Consider the following 14,745-nt stretch of genomic DNA (forward strand, 5'->3'; position numbering starts at 1 on the left):
GTCTGTGAGAGCCCTGAGTACTCGACGTTCCGGACGGATCGGACATGAAACACCGCTGGTGAGAACGCCTTTTGCCGCTCACAGCTACCTGGCAGCGCAGCCTCAGCCGCACTCAGCACATCGGCCGCACCATCGTGTTCGTGAACCTGGATTCCCTCTCGGCAGTCTCTCCCGCAACTGCCTACCCAGCCGCCGACGTCGGCGCACCGCAGGCAACAGACGATCCCGACACCGGCACCGTCGACAATCGTCTTCCCCGCGCGACGACCCGTGATCGAGTGGCCTTCGCAGCACTCCTCGTCGGCACCGCGGTGCTCTACCTTTGGAACATCACCATCAACGGAAGCGCCAACCCGTTCTACGCCGGCGCGGCGTGGGCGGGTTCCCGCAACTGGGAGGCGGTCCTTTTCGGATCAGTCGATCCGTCGAACTTCATCACCGTCGACAAACCCCCGGTGTCTCAGTGGATCATGGGAGTCTCCGGCCAGATATTCGGGTATTCGTCTGCGAGCATGCTGATCCCCGAGGCGATCATGGGAGTCGCGTCGGTCGCTCTGCTCTACGCCACGGTGACCCGTATCTCCGGCAGGACCGCGGGACTCATCGCGGGCGCTGCTCTCGCGCTGACTCCGGTGGCGGCCATGATGTTTCGGTTCAACAACCCCGACGCCGCGATGGTCCTGCTGATGACCGCGGCCGCCTACTGCACGGTGCGGGCGACGTCTCGGGCGTCGGTGCGCTGGCTCGTATTGGCCGGTGTTGCACTGGGTTTCGCGTTCCTCGCGAAGATGCTCGAAGGATTGATGGTGTTGCCCGCGCTGGGCGTCGTCTATCTGTTGGCCGCGCCGACGACGCTCGGTCGGCGCGTCTGGCATCTTGCCGTCGCAGCGCTCGCACTCGTCGTGGCATCGGGATGGTATGTGGTGCTCACGCTTCTATGGCCCGCATCGTCGCGTCCGTACCTCGCCGGCTCGACGGACAACAACTTCATGAATCTGGTCCTCGGCTACAACGGACTCGACCGAATCCAGGGACGCAGTCACGCGGGCGGTCCCTCCGAGACCGCTATGGATGAATTCATACGCCAGAATCCCTCTCTGGCACGCGGTTTCGGCGGTGGCATGTTCGGGAGCACCCCCGGTTTGGGTCGACTCTTCGCCGGAGAGTTCGGAGCGGAGACCTCGTTCCTGCTGCCATCGGCGCTCATCGCGCTGGTGGTGGTGCTCGCTCTTCGCGGTCGCGCACCACGCACCGACCTCGTGCGCGCAGGCGCATTGCTGTTCGGACTCTGGTTACTGCTCGATGGAATTGTGTTGTCCTACATGAGCGGAACGGTCCACCCCTACTACTCACTTGCGATCGCACCTCCCATCGCGGGACTGATCGGGATCGGAGTCGTCGAAGCGTGGCGCGCCCGCGAGTCGACAACCGTGTGGCGCGCGATCACCGCAGGCGTGGGATTGGCAGCGATGATCGCCGCGGGCGGCGTCTGGGCGTTCGTGCTGCTCGACCGCGAATCGTCGTGGCTCCCCTGGCTGCGGTGGACGGTGCTGCTTGTCGCGGTCGCGGCAGCGGTACTTGCTGCTGTGCCGACACGCGCGCGTCGACCCGTCGCCCTCGTCGCCGCCGGATGCGGTGTGCTGGCCGTCCTCTCGGCGCCTGCCGCGTTCGCGATCAACGGCGACACCGTGGCACACACCGGCGGCGGGCCGTCGGTACTGCCCGGCCACAACACGTCTGGCCACAACACGTCTGGCCACGACACGTCCGGACACAGCAGCACAGGCGGCGGGGGTATGGGCACCGCCGCGGATTCGCCGCGAATCGACCGTCTGTTGCAATCGAGCTCCGCACGCTGGGCGGCGGCCACCAACAGGACGTCGAGCGCAGCGTCTCTCGAACTCGACGCCCGCGTCCCGGTCATGGGTATCGGCGGATTCTCCAACGATCCGACGCCGACGCTCGCGCAGTTCCAGAAGTACGTGGCCGACAAGGAGATCGGCTACTACGTGGTCACCACCCCGCGCGAGTCGGGAACAGAGACACACAACGCGGCAGCTGCAGCAACGAGTTCGGTGGCGGACAACGCGCGAACGGACGAGGCAGTTCGGTCACCGCACCCATCGGGCAGTGGGTCACAAGCCATTACGCTGCCCGCACCGTCGGCAGCTACACGGTCTATGACCTGAGCGCGCCGCCGAGCACAGTCACGACATCGGCGTCGACGGAAACCACCGCTACACAACAGAACTCCGGCACCTCGGGGCCGGAAACACATTCGACGACACGTCGTCGTACCCATCACCTGGCACGAAGCTGAGGAGAACACCGGTGTTTTGTCAGCAAATTCAGAATTCGGCAGTGGCAGTGTTCTCAGTAGCGGACGGCAGTGTGGTCTCGTGAACAGCAATACGCCCGACGAGTCCGACACCTCACCGATCGAAGGTTCTCACCCGGATCAGGGACACAACGAACCCAACCCAGGCCCAGCACCCGACCCGGGGACACCGTGGCAGGGCGCACCGTACGAAAACCCTTACACAGAGCCATATCCCACCGCGGCCTATCCCAGTGAGCCTAATCCCACTCCCGGGCAGTTCGCTGGCGCATACCCGGGCGCTCCGACGCCCCCTGCCCCTGCCCAGCGATCCCGTGGCATCGCGAAACCGGTCGTCGCGACGGCGGTGCTGGCCGGATTGGTCGGTGGACTCGTCGGCGTCGGAGGGTATGCCCTTCTCGATCACGGCTCGTCGTCGAGCGCGCCCGTAATCGCATCGGCACCGGCCGCCGCGACCAATGCCGCTGACGCGCAACCCGGTTCGGTCACCTACGCCGCTCAGGTGGCGTCGAAGTCGACGGCCGACATCAAGGTCGCAACCAGCCAGGGCACGGCCGTCGGTAGCGGCATCATCCTCTCGCCGGACGGCTACGTCCTCACCAACAATCACGTGGTGTCGGGCGTCGGCAGCGGCGCCAAGATCCAGGTGACCACCCCGGACGGAAAGACCTATCCCGCAAGCGTGAAGGGCACTTCTCCCTCGTACGACATCGCGGTCATCAAGCTCGACGGCGCGTCGGGGCTGACCCCCGCGAGTATCGGCGATTCCGGGTCGCTTCAGGTCGGCCAGCAGGTGGTGGCCGTCGGTAGTCCCGAAAACCTTTCCAACACTGTGACATCCGGAATCGTGAGCGCACTGTCTCGGACCGTGACCGCGGGTGACGAGCAGGGCAACTCTGTCACCGTCTACAACGGGCTACAAACCGACACTCCGATCAATCCGGGCAATTCCGGTGGGCCACTGGTGAATCTGCAGGGACAGGTCATCGCCGTGAACTCGGCCGTCGACACCGGACAGAGCAGCAGTGGCGGCCCGCAGGCATTCGGCCTCGGCTTCGCCATTCCGATCAACACGGCAAAGCGCATCGCGAATGAACTGATGCAAGACGGTCACGCCACCAAACCCGTTCTGGGCGTGTCAGGTTCGCTCGCGTCGAGCACGGATGCGGTCAACGGAGCCAAGGTCACATCCGTGCAGTCGGGCGGTCCGGCAGCGGACGCCGGCATCAAGAACGGCGATGTGATCACCAAGATCGGCAACGCGACCATCAGCAACTACGCCGACCTCATGGCGCAGATCCTCACGCACTCCCCTGGCGAAACCGTGCCCGTGACCGTCAGTTCCGGCGGACAGGCCAAGACCGTCCAGGTGACACTGGGCAGCACCGTCGACAAGGCACAGACGACGATCCCCCAGCAGCAGGGCGGCGGCTCTGACGGCAGCGGCCCAGGCGACGGCTCTGGGGGCGGCTCGGGACAGCGTTTTCCGTTCGGCTTCGGACTGCCCTGACACCCATGGCAGCAGAGGCAGGCATCACGCCACGGCCCCGGCCCGCCGCGCCATCGTCATCGCGTTGTCGACGGCGGCGCCGCCGGTGTCGTTGTTGAAGTACACGAAGACGTCTTCGGACGACGTGAACGCCGCGTGTAGCCGCTCGAGCCACCCGTCAATGGCGCGGGTGCCGTACGACGGCGAAGGCGAGGCGAGGCCGGAATGCATTCGGAGGTAACCGAAGTCGGCCGTCGCCCACAACGGAGTGAGCGACCTGCTGCCCCGGTCGGCCCAGCACAGTGCGGCGTTGTGGTTTTCCAGTACCGCACGGACGTCGTCGACCCACCACGAGTCGTTGCGCGGTTCGACGACGACCCGCACCGTCTTCCCGAACTCAGCGAGAACGGCGTCGAGCGCTTCCGGATCTACCGTCAGGTTCGGGGGAAGTTGCACCAGAACAGGCCCGAGATGCGCACCGAGCGCGTCCGCACGACCCAGGAAGCGCGCCACCGGTTCTGCAGGCTCCCTCAGTCGTCGCACGTGGGTGAGATACCGACTCATCTTGACTGATACCAGAAACCCCTGGGGCAGCACTTCATTCCACCCCTCAAACGTCGACCGTTCGGGGAGCCGGTAGAAGGTGTTGTTGACCTCGACCGTCGAGAACTTCTGCGCGTAGTACTCCAGCCAGCGGCGTTGCGGCAGTCCGGTCGGATAGAAGTGGCCGCGCCAGTCCTTGTACTGCCAACCGGAGGTACCGACGTGAAAGGTCATGGTGCGTCGACTCTGTCAGACGTAGCGGCGTGCGATGTCGACCACCTGGCCCCGGTATCCCCCGCCGAACACGACGGCATGCATGAGCACCATCGACAGGTAGTGGAGCGGCACGCGTTCACGCCAGCCGTCGGCCAGTGGGTACTGGTGTTGGTAGCCGTCGAGGATGTCGTCGAGGTGCGGAGTACCGAACAGCGCGAGGGCCGCGAGGTCGGTCTCCCGATGCCCCACGTGCGCCGACGGATCGATGAGCACACACCCCTCCGGTGACCACATCACATTTCCCGCCCACAGATCGCCGTGCAGTCGCGCCGGAGCGTCGTCGGTGTCGAAGTTCCCTTCGCGCAGCCGCTCACAGAGTTGTTCTACGACGCGTGCGTCGTTGGCGCGCAGGCCGCTCTCGGGCAGGAGTGGCATGAGCCTCTCGTCTGCATACATCGCACCCCAGGAGTCGTGGCCGACCAGCGAGAGGTCGAGGAGGTGTTCGTTGGGGCCCTGATATCCCGCGCCGTCCCAGCCCGGTGGCCCCTCGCCCCAGCGAGCAGACTCGTCGAGCGTGTGCGTGATGGCGAGTCGGCGGCCGAAATCCGTTGCGGCATCGGCGTCCGGTGACGTCGAATTGACGCGGGTCTCCGTCAGTGTGGCGTCGTCGGTGGACACCACGCCGACGACCAACGCGCCGCCAGAGTCCATAGCTTCTGCGAGCCACCGCAACCCAGCCACCTCCCAGCGAGCCGGGCGTCCGGAGGTGTGCTTGGTGAACGTTGAGGGCATGACTCCTTGATACCCGCGCCGCGAGGTGACCGCCCACGGCGCGACAGAACTCAGTCGCGGTATCTGGCGAGATACACCAGGTCATATGGACCGGTGTCGCGTCTGCGGATCTCCCGGTAACCCATGCGCTGATACAGCCGTATGTTGGCGACGCTCCGCTCCCCGGTGAACAGTTCGACGCGCGTGACATTTTCAGGGATCACCGAGTCGACGGCCGCGAGCAGACGTGTCCCCATCCCGCGTCCCTGCATATCGGGAGCGACAACGAGTCGCATCACCTCGGCCACATCACGGTCCACGCGAATTCGCATCGACGCGACCAGCCTGCCGTTGACCCGAATTCCCCACGCACGCACAGCCGAACCCGACAGCTCGGTGAGCAGGTCGAGTAGCGTCTGCGTCAGTGCAGGCAGCGAGACGTCGTCGTGTAGTTGCGCCTCGGTCACGTACGCCGCTCGCTGCAATGTCAGGAGTTCGCCTGCGTCGCCGGTCGTCAACTCGACGACGTCGGCATCATTCATCGACATCGCGCCTTCGTCACTCTCGCCGTCACGAGGGTTCACGCATGATACCCAGATGCCGAACCGAACCCGACAGTGCCGGAAGCTCTTTCACCGGAGTCCAGGTGTTGAGGCCGTCGGTGCTGTCGGAGTAGAGGTACTTGCCCGCCTTGTAGGCATCGAGGTAGATCCGCCACGCGCCGCCTGGCAATTGAATCACCGCGGGCCCCTCGACGAACGCACCCCAGTTGCCCGGCGCGATGAACCGGTACGGACCGTACAACGACGACGACACCGCGTGCTGCACAACCTTCTTCGTCTCGTTTTTGGTGAACGCGTGATACGTCGAACCGACCTTCACGACGGTGGTGTCGATGTGGTCTGCGCCGAGTCCGGCCAGCGGAATCGGCGGGCCCCACGCACGCAGGGACGAGTCGAGCGCTGTCATGATGTACGGCACGAAGCCTCCGCCCGTCGACATCGAGAAGATGACGTTGACACGCCCGCCCTCGACAAACCAGTCGGGCGCCCATGCCTTGGTGGTGAACGGGGAGAGCGACGGGCCGTCGGACGAGCCGGCAGAACCGGACGAGCCCGGCCCACTCGACGATCCGAGCCCCTTGCCGTCACCGGTGCCGGGCAGAAACGCGCAGCAGAGCGGCACCGGTACATTGCGCACGAAACTCCAGTGCACCCGGTCGCGGCTGCGCGCGAACCCGATGTTCGCGCCGTCGACCGTTGTATAGGTGACGTAGTAGAAGCCGTCGGTGTGGCGGAAGATGCTGGGATCGCGCACGCGGCCGCTCGGCGGCCGGTACGCAGGCTTGGCCACGGGCTCGAAGGCGCTGCCGTCGGCGGATTGGTACACATCCATGTACGTGTCGCTGGTGTTGCTGAAGGCCACCACCGTGTAGCGCCATCCCGCAGCGGCGCTACTCCCCTGGTCCGAGAACATCAGGCCGGCGACGGCAAGAATCGCCACCGCCACCGAGGAGAAGGTGCGTCGTTTGGCTTGGGTCACCGCTGCAGTATCGGCGACTCGGACCACGATGTGTACCCACTGGGGCAAATCGTTATCGACAGTAATTCTGTGTCCGCGCGGAGAGGTACGAATCCGGCGGGCGGATTCGACGCGGTCAGAGTGCGCGGTGGACTCTGCGAGCGGCTCCCGGAATGACACAACGGAACTGCGACATGGGGCTGCAAAAGTGCGCCAGAATCGCGCTCGGCGCACCGGGATACGACGGGTTCCTGCTATCTGTTGCAGCGACCCATAGGCCCCAAAGACGCGCTCTGTCTTGACTGTTGGAACTTCAGGGCTACCTCTCACCAAGCGCACGCGTCGACCAATGCAGGAGCACCACGTGATCACCAAGCACTCCCCTCTCGGCGTCATCGATTCGGGCGTCGGAGGCCTGACCACCGTGGCCGCGCTGTCCAAGCTGTTGCCAGGCGAGAATGTGATCTATTGCGGGGACAATGGAAATGCTCCGTACGGAAACCGCACCGGCGCCGAGATCGTCGAACTCACCTCCCACATGCTGCGCTACCTCGCCAATCGAGGCGTGAAGATGGTGGCGGTGGCATGCAACACCATCTCCACGACGTTCGACCTGCCGGAATTCAGCGGATATCAGGATCAGTTCGGCATCCCCGTCCTGTCCATCGTGCGAGCGGCGGCCGAGGATGTCGTGCATTTGCGCTATCAGTCGGTGGGCGTCATCGCGACCGCGTTCACCATCGCCTCACGCTGCTACCCCACCCTCATCGACGAACTCAACCCCGATATCACTGTGTTCGGCGAGCCCAGCGTCAAGCTGGCCGCGCTGATCGAGCAAGGGGATCTCACCAGCCCCGCCATCGATGCCGAGGTCACCAGCCACCTCAACGATCTGCTCAACGCCCACTCGGTCCGCGACATCGTGCTCGGCTGCACGCACTACCCCATCCTGCAACCGTTGTTCGAAGCGAAAGCACCCCACGTCGCCTTCATCAACCCGGCCAAGGACCAAGCCCGCGATGTTCGGTTGCGGCTCGTCAAGAGCGGACTCCTCCTGCACGGTGACCATGACACCGTCGGCACCCTCGAGATCAACACCAGCGGCACCCGGCCCGTCTTCGACACCGTGCTCAACGAACTCGGCATCACTCGCGAGTACACACTTCTCGAACACGTCGACTATGCATCTTGCGCCGCGCCGTGACGTGTTCCGTTGTACCGGGGCAATGCTTCCCATCGCCGAACACACCGCCCCGTGCTCTGCCATTCTGGACACGGACGGGAAAGTCGACGAAAGGGACTCACCCATGCTCCGGTCCGGACTCGATCCTGAACTCGTCAACCAGTGGCGCAAGCGAATCGGACCGGTGGGCGCGCTCGGGCCTCACCGGTCGATCCAGGTGCGCTCCCGCGGTCGCCAGGGTATCGACCTCTACCTGCCCATCGTCGAATTCGATGCGGAGGTTCCGGAGGACTTCGAGCAGCTCGCGTACTGGCGGCCCCTCGGCTCGATCTTCACATTCTGCTATCTGCAAACTCCGGTCCGGACGCTGAGAACCGCGGCGCATATACGTGAGTGCCCGTCGAACTTTCTGATACTGGCCAGCATTTCGACAGGCCTTACCACCGGTTCGGCCAACGGCCACGAGTTCTTGGCGCGAGCCGGAGAGTTGTCGATCACCGACAGCCGCCTGCCCTACGATCTCACCACTCACAGCACTTCCGAGGTGGCCGGGATCTGGATACCGACCGACATGCTCGGCGACGACATCGCTGCCGGAGCGACCGTCGCACCCAACCCCGCCGACACGGTGCTGACCCGAGCATGTACCGGACTCGTGACACGTTTCGCCCTCGATGCCGTCATCGGCGGCATCGACGGCGACGCCGATGCCGAGCAGAACATCATCGACGTTGTGCGGATGCTGCTCAACCAGCACACCAGCCGATATCAGACCTTGCGCGAGCAACCGGTTGTCCTGCGAGAAGCGATCGACGGCATGATCGACCGCAACTTTCGGAACCCCGCGTTCACCGCCGACACCATCGCCACGAACCTGCACATCAGCAAACGTCATCTCTACCGACAACTCGCTGACCCAGATCAACCCTCACTGGCGAGCCGGATCGCCGCGCGTCGACTCGACTGGGCCCGAACCAAGCTCGAACAACCGGGACACGCTCGGCTCGACGACATCGCCCACGCCGCCGGGTTCTCCTCGACGGCCGCTTTCCGAAACCGATTCCGAGCCAAGTACGGCCTCACTCCCGATGAGTACCGACGCCATCACTGCGCTCAACCCGTGCACCCCAGCTGATCGGGCAAGCGAGGGACTCACGCCCTATTGAGTGCAATCGCAGCCTGCACAAGCGCGACGAAGGAATCGGCGTCGAGATCGTCGTTCTCCCTGATGTCGACCGCGCGTCTGGTTCCGGCGGTGAGGCTTGCGTTGAACACGTGCGCGGGATCGGGCAGCGACGCCCCCTTGGCGAACGTGAGCTTGATCTTGTCCTTGTAGGTCTCGAGTGTGCAGATCAATCCGTCTGCCGAAAACGTCGGCACACCATCGGGATTCGACGGCTTGCGCCACTTGATCTCTTCGACGATGTCGGGGTCGGCCCGCATGATCAGTGACCGCATCTCATCGACTCTGGATTCACGCCAATCGTCTGCCATGTCGGTCACGGTAGCCGGTCTGGCGAGTTGGTCGTGCGCTTGCGCAGGTCTTGAGCGAACATCACGATGATGCCGCTCGGTCCGCGGACGTAGCTGAGCCTGTACACGTCCTGGTAGTTGGCAACTCCCCGCAGCGGGTGGCAGCCGTGGCGCGCAGCGATGGCGAGCGCGTCGTCGATGTCATCCACGGAGAACGCGACGCGGTGCATGCCGATCTCGTTGGGGAGCGTCGGCGAGGTCGCGATCGCTTCCGGATGAATGTATTCGAAGAGTTCGAGGCGGCCGGCGCCATCCGGTGTCGCCAGCATCGCGATCTTCGCGTGGTTGCCGTCGAGCCCGACTGCGGTGTCGGCCCATTCGCCACTGACCTCGTCGCGACCGAGGACGGTGAGGCCGAGGTCTGTGAAGAAGGCGGTAGCGGCGTCGAGGTCGTCGACGGCGATGCCAACGTTTTCCAGTGCTATTGCCATGTCCCGGACGCTACCGAGCGTGACGGGCCTCGGTCCCGGCTTCGGTCGGGGGACGGATCGCGACGACGCCGATCCACGAATGCGGCGACATCTTCGACGCAGCCGGTCTGTGCTGCGCGTACTCGCGGGGTGGCCCATGCGACACTGCGAAGGTGTCCGACGGAGTTGCGAGCGAGAGCACAGCGCTGAAGACGAGCCTCGTGGCCACCGCGGTGCTCGGCGGCGGAGCGGTGATCTGGGGCGTGATCAGCGGCTCGAGTGTGGTGTTGTTCGACGGCATCTACATGCTCGCGGGAATCGCGCTCGTCGGGACGTCGATGGTGGCCGCGCACGCCGCGGCCTCACCGCCGAGCGTCGAGTTCCCGTTCGGCAGACACGGTGCGACGGCGCTCGCGGTCGCGCTGCAGGGCACGGCGCTCATCGCGACTCTCACCTATGGCGTCGCCGACGCCGTGTCGGTGATCATCGCGGGCGGCTCCGACGCCGATCCCGGATCGGTGGCCCTCTACGGTGTCGTCTCGGCCGTTCTGTCGCTGCTCGTCGTCGTGCTGCTGACTCGCCCGGCACGGTCGTCGCAGTTGGTCCGAGCTGAGCTCGTCGGCTGGCGCGCCGGCACCCTGATGAGCGTCATGGTCGCGATCGGCGGTGGTATCGCCCTCGCACTCCGACATCACGGCGCCGCATCGGCGGCCGCCTACGTCGATCCGACGCTGGTCCTGATCGCTTCGGCAGCCATCGCCCCGATGGCGGTCAAGCTCGCACGACAGGCCATTCGCGAACTGATGGAGGCCGCTCCTCCCGACGAACTGAGCGCGATCATCGAGCGGGCCGCCGACGAGGCCACAGAGCACTTCGACCTCGCTGACCCTGTCATTCGCGCCACACGACTCGGGCGGCGGCTCTACGTGGAGGTCGATTACCTTGTGGCGCCCGGCGTCTGGCGAGTCGAAGAGGAAGATCAGGTTCGCCGCTTCATCGTCGACAGACTCGCCTCCACCGAACATGAGGTGTGGGCGACGGTGGAACTGTCCACCGACCGCTCACTCATGGAGGACTGACCCGGAGGGTCTGCGCATCCCGTCTGCGCCTGGATGGCGCGGATCGTCGTACCGAGGACGCCGCGGCACAGCAGCCCAGGCCCGAGAGGACCTGACGAATCGGAGCCGAGCGATGGAAGTCGACGTAACACCGACCGCTCCTCCTCCGTCAACTCCGTAATCTGCCAACGGATCTCGGCATCCACTGCGTGCGGATCGCCGGGATTCGCAAGTCCGACCGCCTTCACCGCGTACGCGGCGGCCCCGAGTGCGTGGGCACCCATGTGTGCCACCGCCGACGCCTGCGCAACGGACCTCGCCGCGGCGGCTCCGGCCGGCGTGCTCGCTGCTCCCGCCGCCTTGACGGCGATCATCCGCTTGCTGATCTCCTCTCCGCTGGTCCCGTGTCCTGCGCTGTAGGCGCGCGTTCGCGCAAGGGCGTCGTCGATGTCGGTGCGCGCAGGGTCGTCGGCCTCGAGAAGTGGGAGAACCCGCTCGGCACATGCGACCGCCCACCGCGCCACCAGCCGTCGATCGGTTTCGGTGAGCGTTTGAATCGATGTCACAGGTCTCCTGAGGCGACTCGGACCATCCGAAGTATCGGGTATGGCCTGCCCTGGTCGTCGAGCGCGCTTCGCTCGACCTCCACGAAACCACGGCGACGGTAAAACGCGACGGCGTCGACGTTGTCCTCGTTGACATCCACACGACTGATTCCGTAGTCGTCGACGGCGTGCGCGAGAAGCACGCTGCCGACACCGGTTCCCCGGTGAGCAGCGGCGACGAACAGCATCTCGAGGTTGTCCCCCGCAGTGCCCGCGAAGCCGACGATCCGACCGTCGACTTCTGCGACGACCAGCCGCACGTGCGGAAAGAAGTCGGCCGCCAGGTGCTGCTCGATATCGTCCCGGTCTGCTGGACGTAGAAAGTGATGCGTTGCATCGACCGCACTACGCCAGACTTCGACGAGACGCGGATAGTCGTCCGGGACCGCGGTCCGCACAATCACGAAGCGGCCCCGATGCCCGCGCGAAAACGCCTGTCGTGCACAGCTATGGGCATGCAATGAACGTACGCGGCGCGACGACGCAAGTGCTACACGTTAATCCTGGACGCTGCGGCATGGCCTACGATGCGACGAATGTCGTTGCGATGATCCGTGGAAGGTGGAGTGGTGACTGCTCCGATGCTGTCCAAAGGACAGAATGCACTGCTGCCCGACGAGGCAAAGCGCATCGATGTCGTAGTCAGCTGGGGTACGACGCAGTTCGAGGTCGATGTGTCGGCGCTATTACTCGAAGCCGATGGCAAAGTCGGGTCAGACGCCGATTTCATCTTTTACAATCAGCCGCAGTCACCCGACAACTCGGTGCAATTCCACGGCACCGAGGCTGTTGCGCAAGGCAGTCGGGCACGGATCACGATAGACCTCCAGCGCGTACGCGCCGACGTGCAGTCCATCGCTCTCGCGGGAAGCCTATCGAGCGGCCATTTTGGGGCCCTCAGCGAAGTGACAATCGACATCGTCGACACGTCGGGCCATTCGTTGGCTCGGTACGCAACGGACGATGCTTCAACTGAGACAGCGTTGGTGTTCGGTGAGATCTATCGCCGCGGTGACCACTGGAAGGTCCGAGCGATCGGACAAGGATGGAATTCCGGCCTGGCCGGACTGGCGACAGATTTTGGCGTCGCTATTGACGATACGAACGAATCGGCGCCGGACAACAGTGCGGCCGGTAGCGCTCATCATCCTTCTGGCGCCGGCACGCTATCCCAAGAAATCCCCCTCGGCTCGCCCTACCGACTATGGACCGAGGCCCGCACGTGGTGCGATCACGAGATCACGGTCGAAGACCTGTACCTACCGGCAATCCGTAGCCTTTTCCCATCAGCCTTCGGATCTGGTCGCCAAGAACTCACAACCGAAGTACAACTGATTCCCGAACCTACTGGACCGCAGGGAAATTGGTCTATCTCGATTCGAGCACAGGAAAGAACTATCGGGTATCTCGATCCGGCGGCAGCGCCCCAGTGGGCTGCCCCGATCAGACGTATCGTCGCTTCAGGATTCGTTCCGACGACCTCCGCCAAGATCTGGGCTAGCGAGTACGACGGCTGGGATGGACCTGAGTTCCGTCCTTCCGTGTACATCGCACTAGGCGAACCGCACCTTGCTATTCCGCTCAATAGCCCACCGGCAGGGCCTTATACGCTCCTTCCGAGGTCAGCGATAGTCCAGGTCACGAAGGAAGCCGAGCACTTCGATGTGCTGCGTCACCATGTGCCGACGAGTGGGCATGGCCTCTTGTTTGTCACCCTCGTCGAGTGCCAACCCACGGCCAGCAGGGCAAAGCCGCATGTTGAAGTTCGCATAGACGATCAACGAGTAGGACAGCTGACGCCGCAGATGAGCCAGCGGTTTCTCCCGATGATCCAGCACCTTGCGGCGCGCGGTCTGACTACCGCGGCCTGGGGCGATATCAAAGGCTCGGCAGTCGCTGCTGAGGTACGTGTCGATGGGATCAAGGCGAACGAGGCAACGTCAGCCGTCCTCGACGGACCACCGGTGACCATCCCTCCACTCTGTCCCGAACTTCCCGACTCCACCCGTTACGACCTGACACCGATGCATTCCTTACTCGTTCCGCTACCGCCGATAACCGCCACCTTCGCAACACCACCGGTCGAGCCACCGGACGGATCAGTCGTCAAGTTCGAGAAGGGCAATGGCCGCTATCACTACGTTGCAGTCCGACGTGGGAATCAGTGGGAGACAACCTCAACCGGTAATTGGGGATCGATTGACGAGGTGATGTCTTGGCCTGATCTAGCAGCGCGCGCCAGGACATTCGCGATCGCAACCGCGTGGAGCCCGGTCCGCTGGAAGCGCGACTCACGCGTGCACGAGTACCTGGCGGTTGTCCGCTTCACGATCGGACGCAAGTATCTGGCCGCGATCAACGTCTGCGCTACAGGCAGCGCACAAGGCGATTGGTACACCACGGTCACCGATCAGGCCCAGGAGCATCTACCGTTCGGCGACTACGCCAATTGGCGGGACATCGGTACGAACGGCAAACACATCGAACTGGTGACGGAGTGGTCCGAACTCGTCTGATGCGCGATAGCGAGCACTGCGTTGGGCGAGGTTAGAACATGTGACACTGCCTCGCTTGCAGTAGGCAGCCACACTCCGTCATGCTACCCAGAGCCGTCGCACGTTGAATCGAAACTCCACCACGTCGCGGTCGATGCCGTCGCACTGTCGCCCCGAATCCTGCCCAATCCGCCCGAATCGCCCTACGCTCTCCATATGCCTGACGTCACAAGTTCGGTTGTCATCTCACATCCCGTGACCATCGTCTGGGACTACATCAGCCGGCCCGAGAATCTGTACACGATCATTCCCGGGGTCGTCTCGGCAACCTCAGCAAAGCAGCCACCCTACGAGCTCGGTGACCTCTGGCACGGCGTGAATCGCACCTTTGGCATCACCGACGAATGGACCGGCACCTTCACCCATCTCGACCCTCCAAATGGGATGGAGTTCAAACTCACCGAGGCACGCGTGCCCGTCACTACGCGCGACACCCTCGAAGCAGTTGACGGCGCTCATCGAAATTCCCCAGTGATGCTCATCTGAATTCCCCACCCGTGTGGCACCGCCAGAGTAGGCGGGC

Annotated in this window: 15 protein-coding genes; 7 read left to right on the forward strand and 8 right to left on the reverse strand. The window is 64.2% G+C overall.

The window, feature by feature from the left end; genetic code table 11:
* Nucleotides 1–140: 140 nt before the first annotated feature.
* Together A5785_RS14965 and A5785_RS14970 are read left to right on the forward strand one after the other, a co-directional pair.
* Entirely contained in the window at nt 141–2,189 is a 2,049-nt protein-coding gene (locus A5785_RS14965) for an ArnT family glycosyltransferase (protein ID WP_331710868.1), read from the forward strand.
* 210 nt (nt 2,190–2,399) lie between these two features.
* A complete protein-coding gene (locus A5785_RS14970; RefSeq protein ID WP_005207723.1) occupies nt 2,400–3,848 on the forward strand; it encodes a S1C family serine protease in 1,449 nt (482 codons plus the stop codon).
* A gap of 24 nt (nt 3,849–3,872) precedes the next feature.
* Here A5785_RS14970 and A5785_RS14975 read toward each other — a convergent pair whose 3' ends face one another.
* The 4 genes from A5785_RS14975 to A5785_RS14990 are packed head-to-tail and all read right to left on the reverse strand — an operon-like array spanning nt 3,873 to nt 6,947.
* The gene (locus A5785_RS14975; protein ID WP_005207722.1) at nt 3,873–4,604 is read right to left on the reverse strand and encodes a DUF72 domain-containing protein; all 732 of its coding nucleotides are present in this window, start codon (nt 4,602–4,604) and stop codon (nt 3,873–3,875) included.
* Nucleotides 4,605–4,619: 15 nt separating this feature from the next.
* Nucleotides 4,620–5,378: a fructosamine kinase family protein gene (locus A5785_RS14980; protein WP_064867222.1), complete on the reverse strand. Its 759-nt coding sequence runs from the start codon at nt 5,376–5,378 to the stop codon at nt 4,620–4,622.
* Between the two features lie 50 nt (nt 5,379–5,428).
* A complete protein-coding gene (locus tag A5785_RS14985) occupies nt 5,429–5,941 on the reverse strand; it encodes a GNAT family N-acetyltransferase (RefSeq protein WP_231895476.1) in 513 nt (170 codons plus the stop codon).
* Entirely contained in the window at nt 5,928–6,947 is a 1,020-nt protein-coding gene (locus A5785_RS14990; RefSeq protein WP_064867225.1) for a glycoside hydrolase family 43 protein, read from the reverse strand. The genes A5785_RS14985 and A5785_RS14990 overlap by 14 nt, the downstream gene beginning before the upstream one ends.
* Nucleotides 6,948–7,242: 295 nt before the next feature.
* Between A5785_RS14990 and murI the strand changes: the two genes are divergently transcribed.
* Nucleotides 7,243–8,082 (forward strand): glutamate racemase, encoded by an 840-nt coding sequence (murI, locus tag A5785_RS14995; protein WP_005207719.1) that lies wholly within the window; start codon nt 7,243–7,245, stop codon nt 8,080–8,082.
* 103 nt (nt 8,083–8,185) lie between these two features.
* Nucleotides 8,186–9,196 (forward strand): AraC family transcriptional regulator, encoded by a 1,011-nt coding sequence (locus A5785_RS15000; RefSeq protein WP_064867227.1) that lies wholly within the window; start codon nt 8,186–8,188, stop codon nt 9,194–9,196.
* A gap of 17 nt (nt 9,197–9,213) precedes the next feature.
* On the opposite strand, the gene A5785_RS15005 is transcribed toward A5785_RS15000, so the two are convergent.
* Both A5785_RS15005 and A5785_RS15010 read right to left on the reverse strand, forming a co-directional pair.
* The gene (locus A5785_RS15005; RefSeq protein ID WP_039856512.1) at nt 9,214–9,555 is read right to left on the reverse strand and encodes a DUF1801 domain-containing protein; all 342 of its coding nucleotides are present in this window, start codon (nt 9,553–9,555) and stop codon (nt 9,214–9,216) included.
* 5 nt (nt 9,556–9,560) lie between these two features.
* Nucleotides 9,561–10,025, reverse strand: a complete 465-nt coding sequence (locus A5785_RS15010; RefSeq protein ID WP_005207716.1) for a VOC family protein — start codon at nt 10,023–10,025, stop codon at nt 9,561–9,563.
* Nucleotides 10,026–10,177: 152 nt separating this feature from the next.
* On the opposite strand from A5785_RS15010, the gene A5785_RS15015 reads away from it, so the two are divergent.
* Nucleotides 10,178–11,083: a cation diffusion facilitator family transporter gene (locus A5785_RS15015; protein ID WP_005207715.1), complete on the forward strand. Its 906-nt coding sequence runs from the start codon at nt 10,178–10,180 to the stop codon at nt 11,081–11,083.
* On the opposite strand, the gene A5785_RS22990 is transcribed toward A5785_RS15015, so the two are convergent.
* Both A5785_RS22990 and A5785_RS15020 read right to left on the reverse strand, forming a co-directional pair.
* Entirely contained in the window at nt 10,984–11,628 is a 645-nt protein-coding gene (locus tag A5785_RS22990; protein ID WP_005207714.1) for a putative immunity protein, read from the reverse strand. The genes A5785_RS15015 and A5785_RS22990 overlap by 100 nt on opposite strands.
* Nucleotides 11,625–12,128, reverse strand: coding sequence for a GNAT family N-acetyltransferase (locus A5785_RS15020; RefSeq protein WP_005207713.1), 504 nt, complete (start codon nt 12,126–12,128; stop codon nt 11,625–11,627). The genes A5785_RS22990 and A5785_RS15020 overlap by 4 nt, the downstream gene beginning before the upstream one ends.
* Nucleotides 12,129–12,236: 108 nt before the next feature.
* Here A5785_RS15020 and A5785_RS15025 point away from each other — a divergent pair, with 108 nt between their 5' ends.
* Together A5785_RS15025 and A5785_RS15030 are read left to right on the forward strand one after the other, a co-directional pair.
* Nucleotides 12,237–14,183: a TerD family protein gene (locus A5785_RS15025; protein WP_156528066.1), complete on the forward strand. Its 1,947-nt coding sequence runs from the start codon at nt 12,237–12,239 to the stop codon at nt 14,181–14,183.
* Between the two features lie 195 nt (nt 14,184–14,378).
* Nucleotides 14,379–14,708 carry an SRPBCC family protein gene (locus tag A5785_RS15030; RefSeq protein ID WP_064867231.1) on the forward strand — a complete coding sequence of 110 codons (330 nt, stop codon included), beginning with the start codon at nt 14,379–14,381 and terminating at the stop codon, nt 14,706–14,708.
* Nucleotides 14,709–14,745: the final 37 nt, after the last annotated feature.

The organism is Gordonia sp. 852002-50395_SCH5434458, assembly GCF_001665905.1.
Lineage (GTDB): Bacteria > Actinomycetota > Actinomycetes > Mycobacteriales > Mycobacteriaceae > Gordonia > Gordonia jacobaea.

Bases quoted from the DNA above. Each gene is read 5' to 3' on its own strand.
- A5785_RS14980 (WP_064867222.1), bottom strand. From the start codon at position 5,378: ATGCCCTCAACGTTCACCAAGCACACCTCCGGACGCCCGGCTCGCTGG.
- A5785_RS15005 (WP_039856512.1), bottom strand. From the start codon at position 9,555: ATGGCAGACGATTGGCGTGAATCCAGAGTCGATGAGATGCGGTCACTG.
- A5785_RS14975 (WP_005207722.1), bottom strand. From the start codon at position 4,604: ATGACCTTTCACGTCGGTACCTCCGGTTGGCAGTACAAGGACTGGCGC.
- A5785_RS15000 (WP_064867227.1), top strand. From the start codon at position 8,186: ATGCTCCGGTCCGGACTCGATCCTGAACTCGTCAACCAGTGGCGCAAG.
- A5785_RS15010 (WP_005207716.1), bottom strand. From the start codon at position 10,025: ATGGCAATAGCACTGGAAAACGTTGGCATCGCCGTCGACGACCTCGAC.
- A5785_RS15030 (WP_064867231.1), top strand. From the start codon at position 14,379: ATGCCTGACGTCACAAGTTCGGTTGTCATCTCACATCCCGTGACCATC.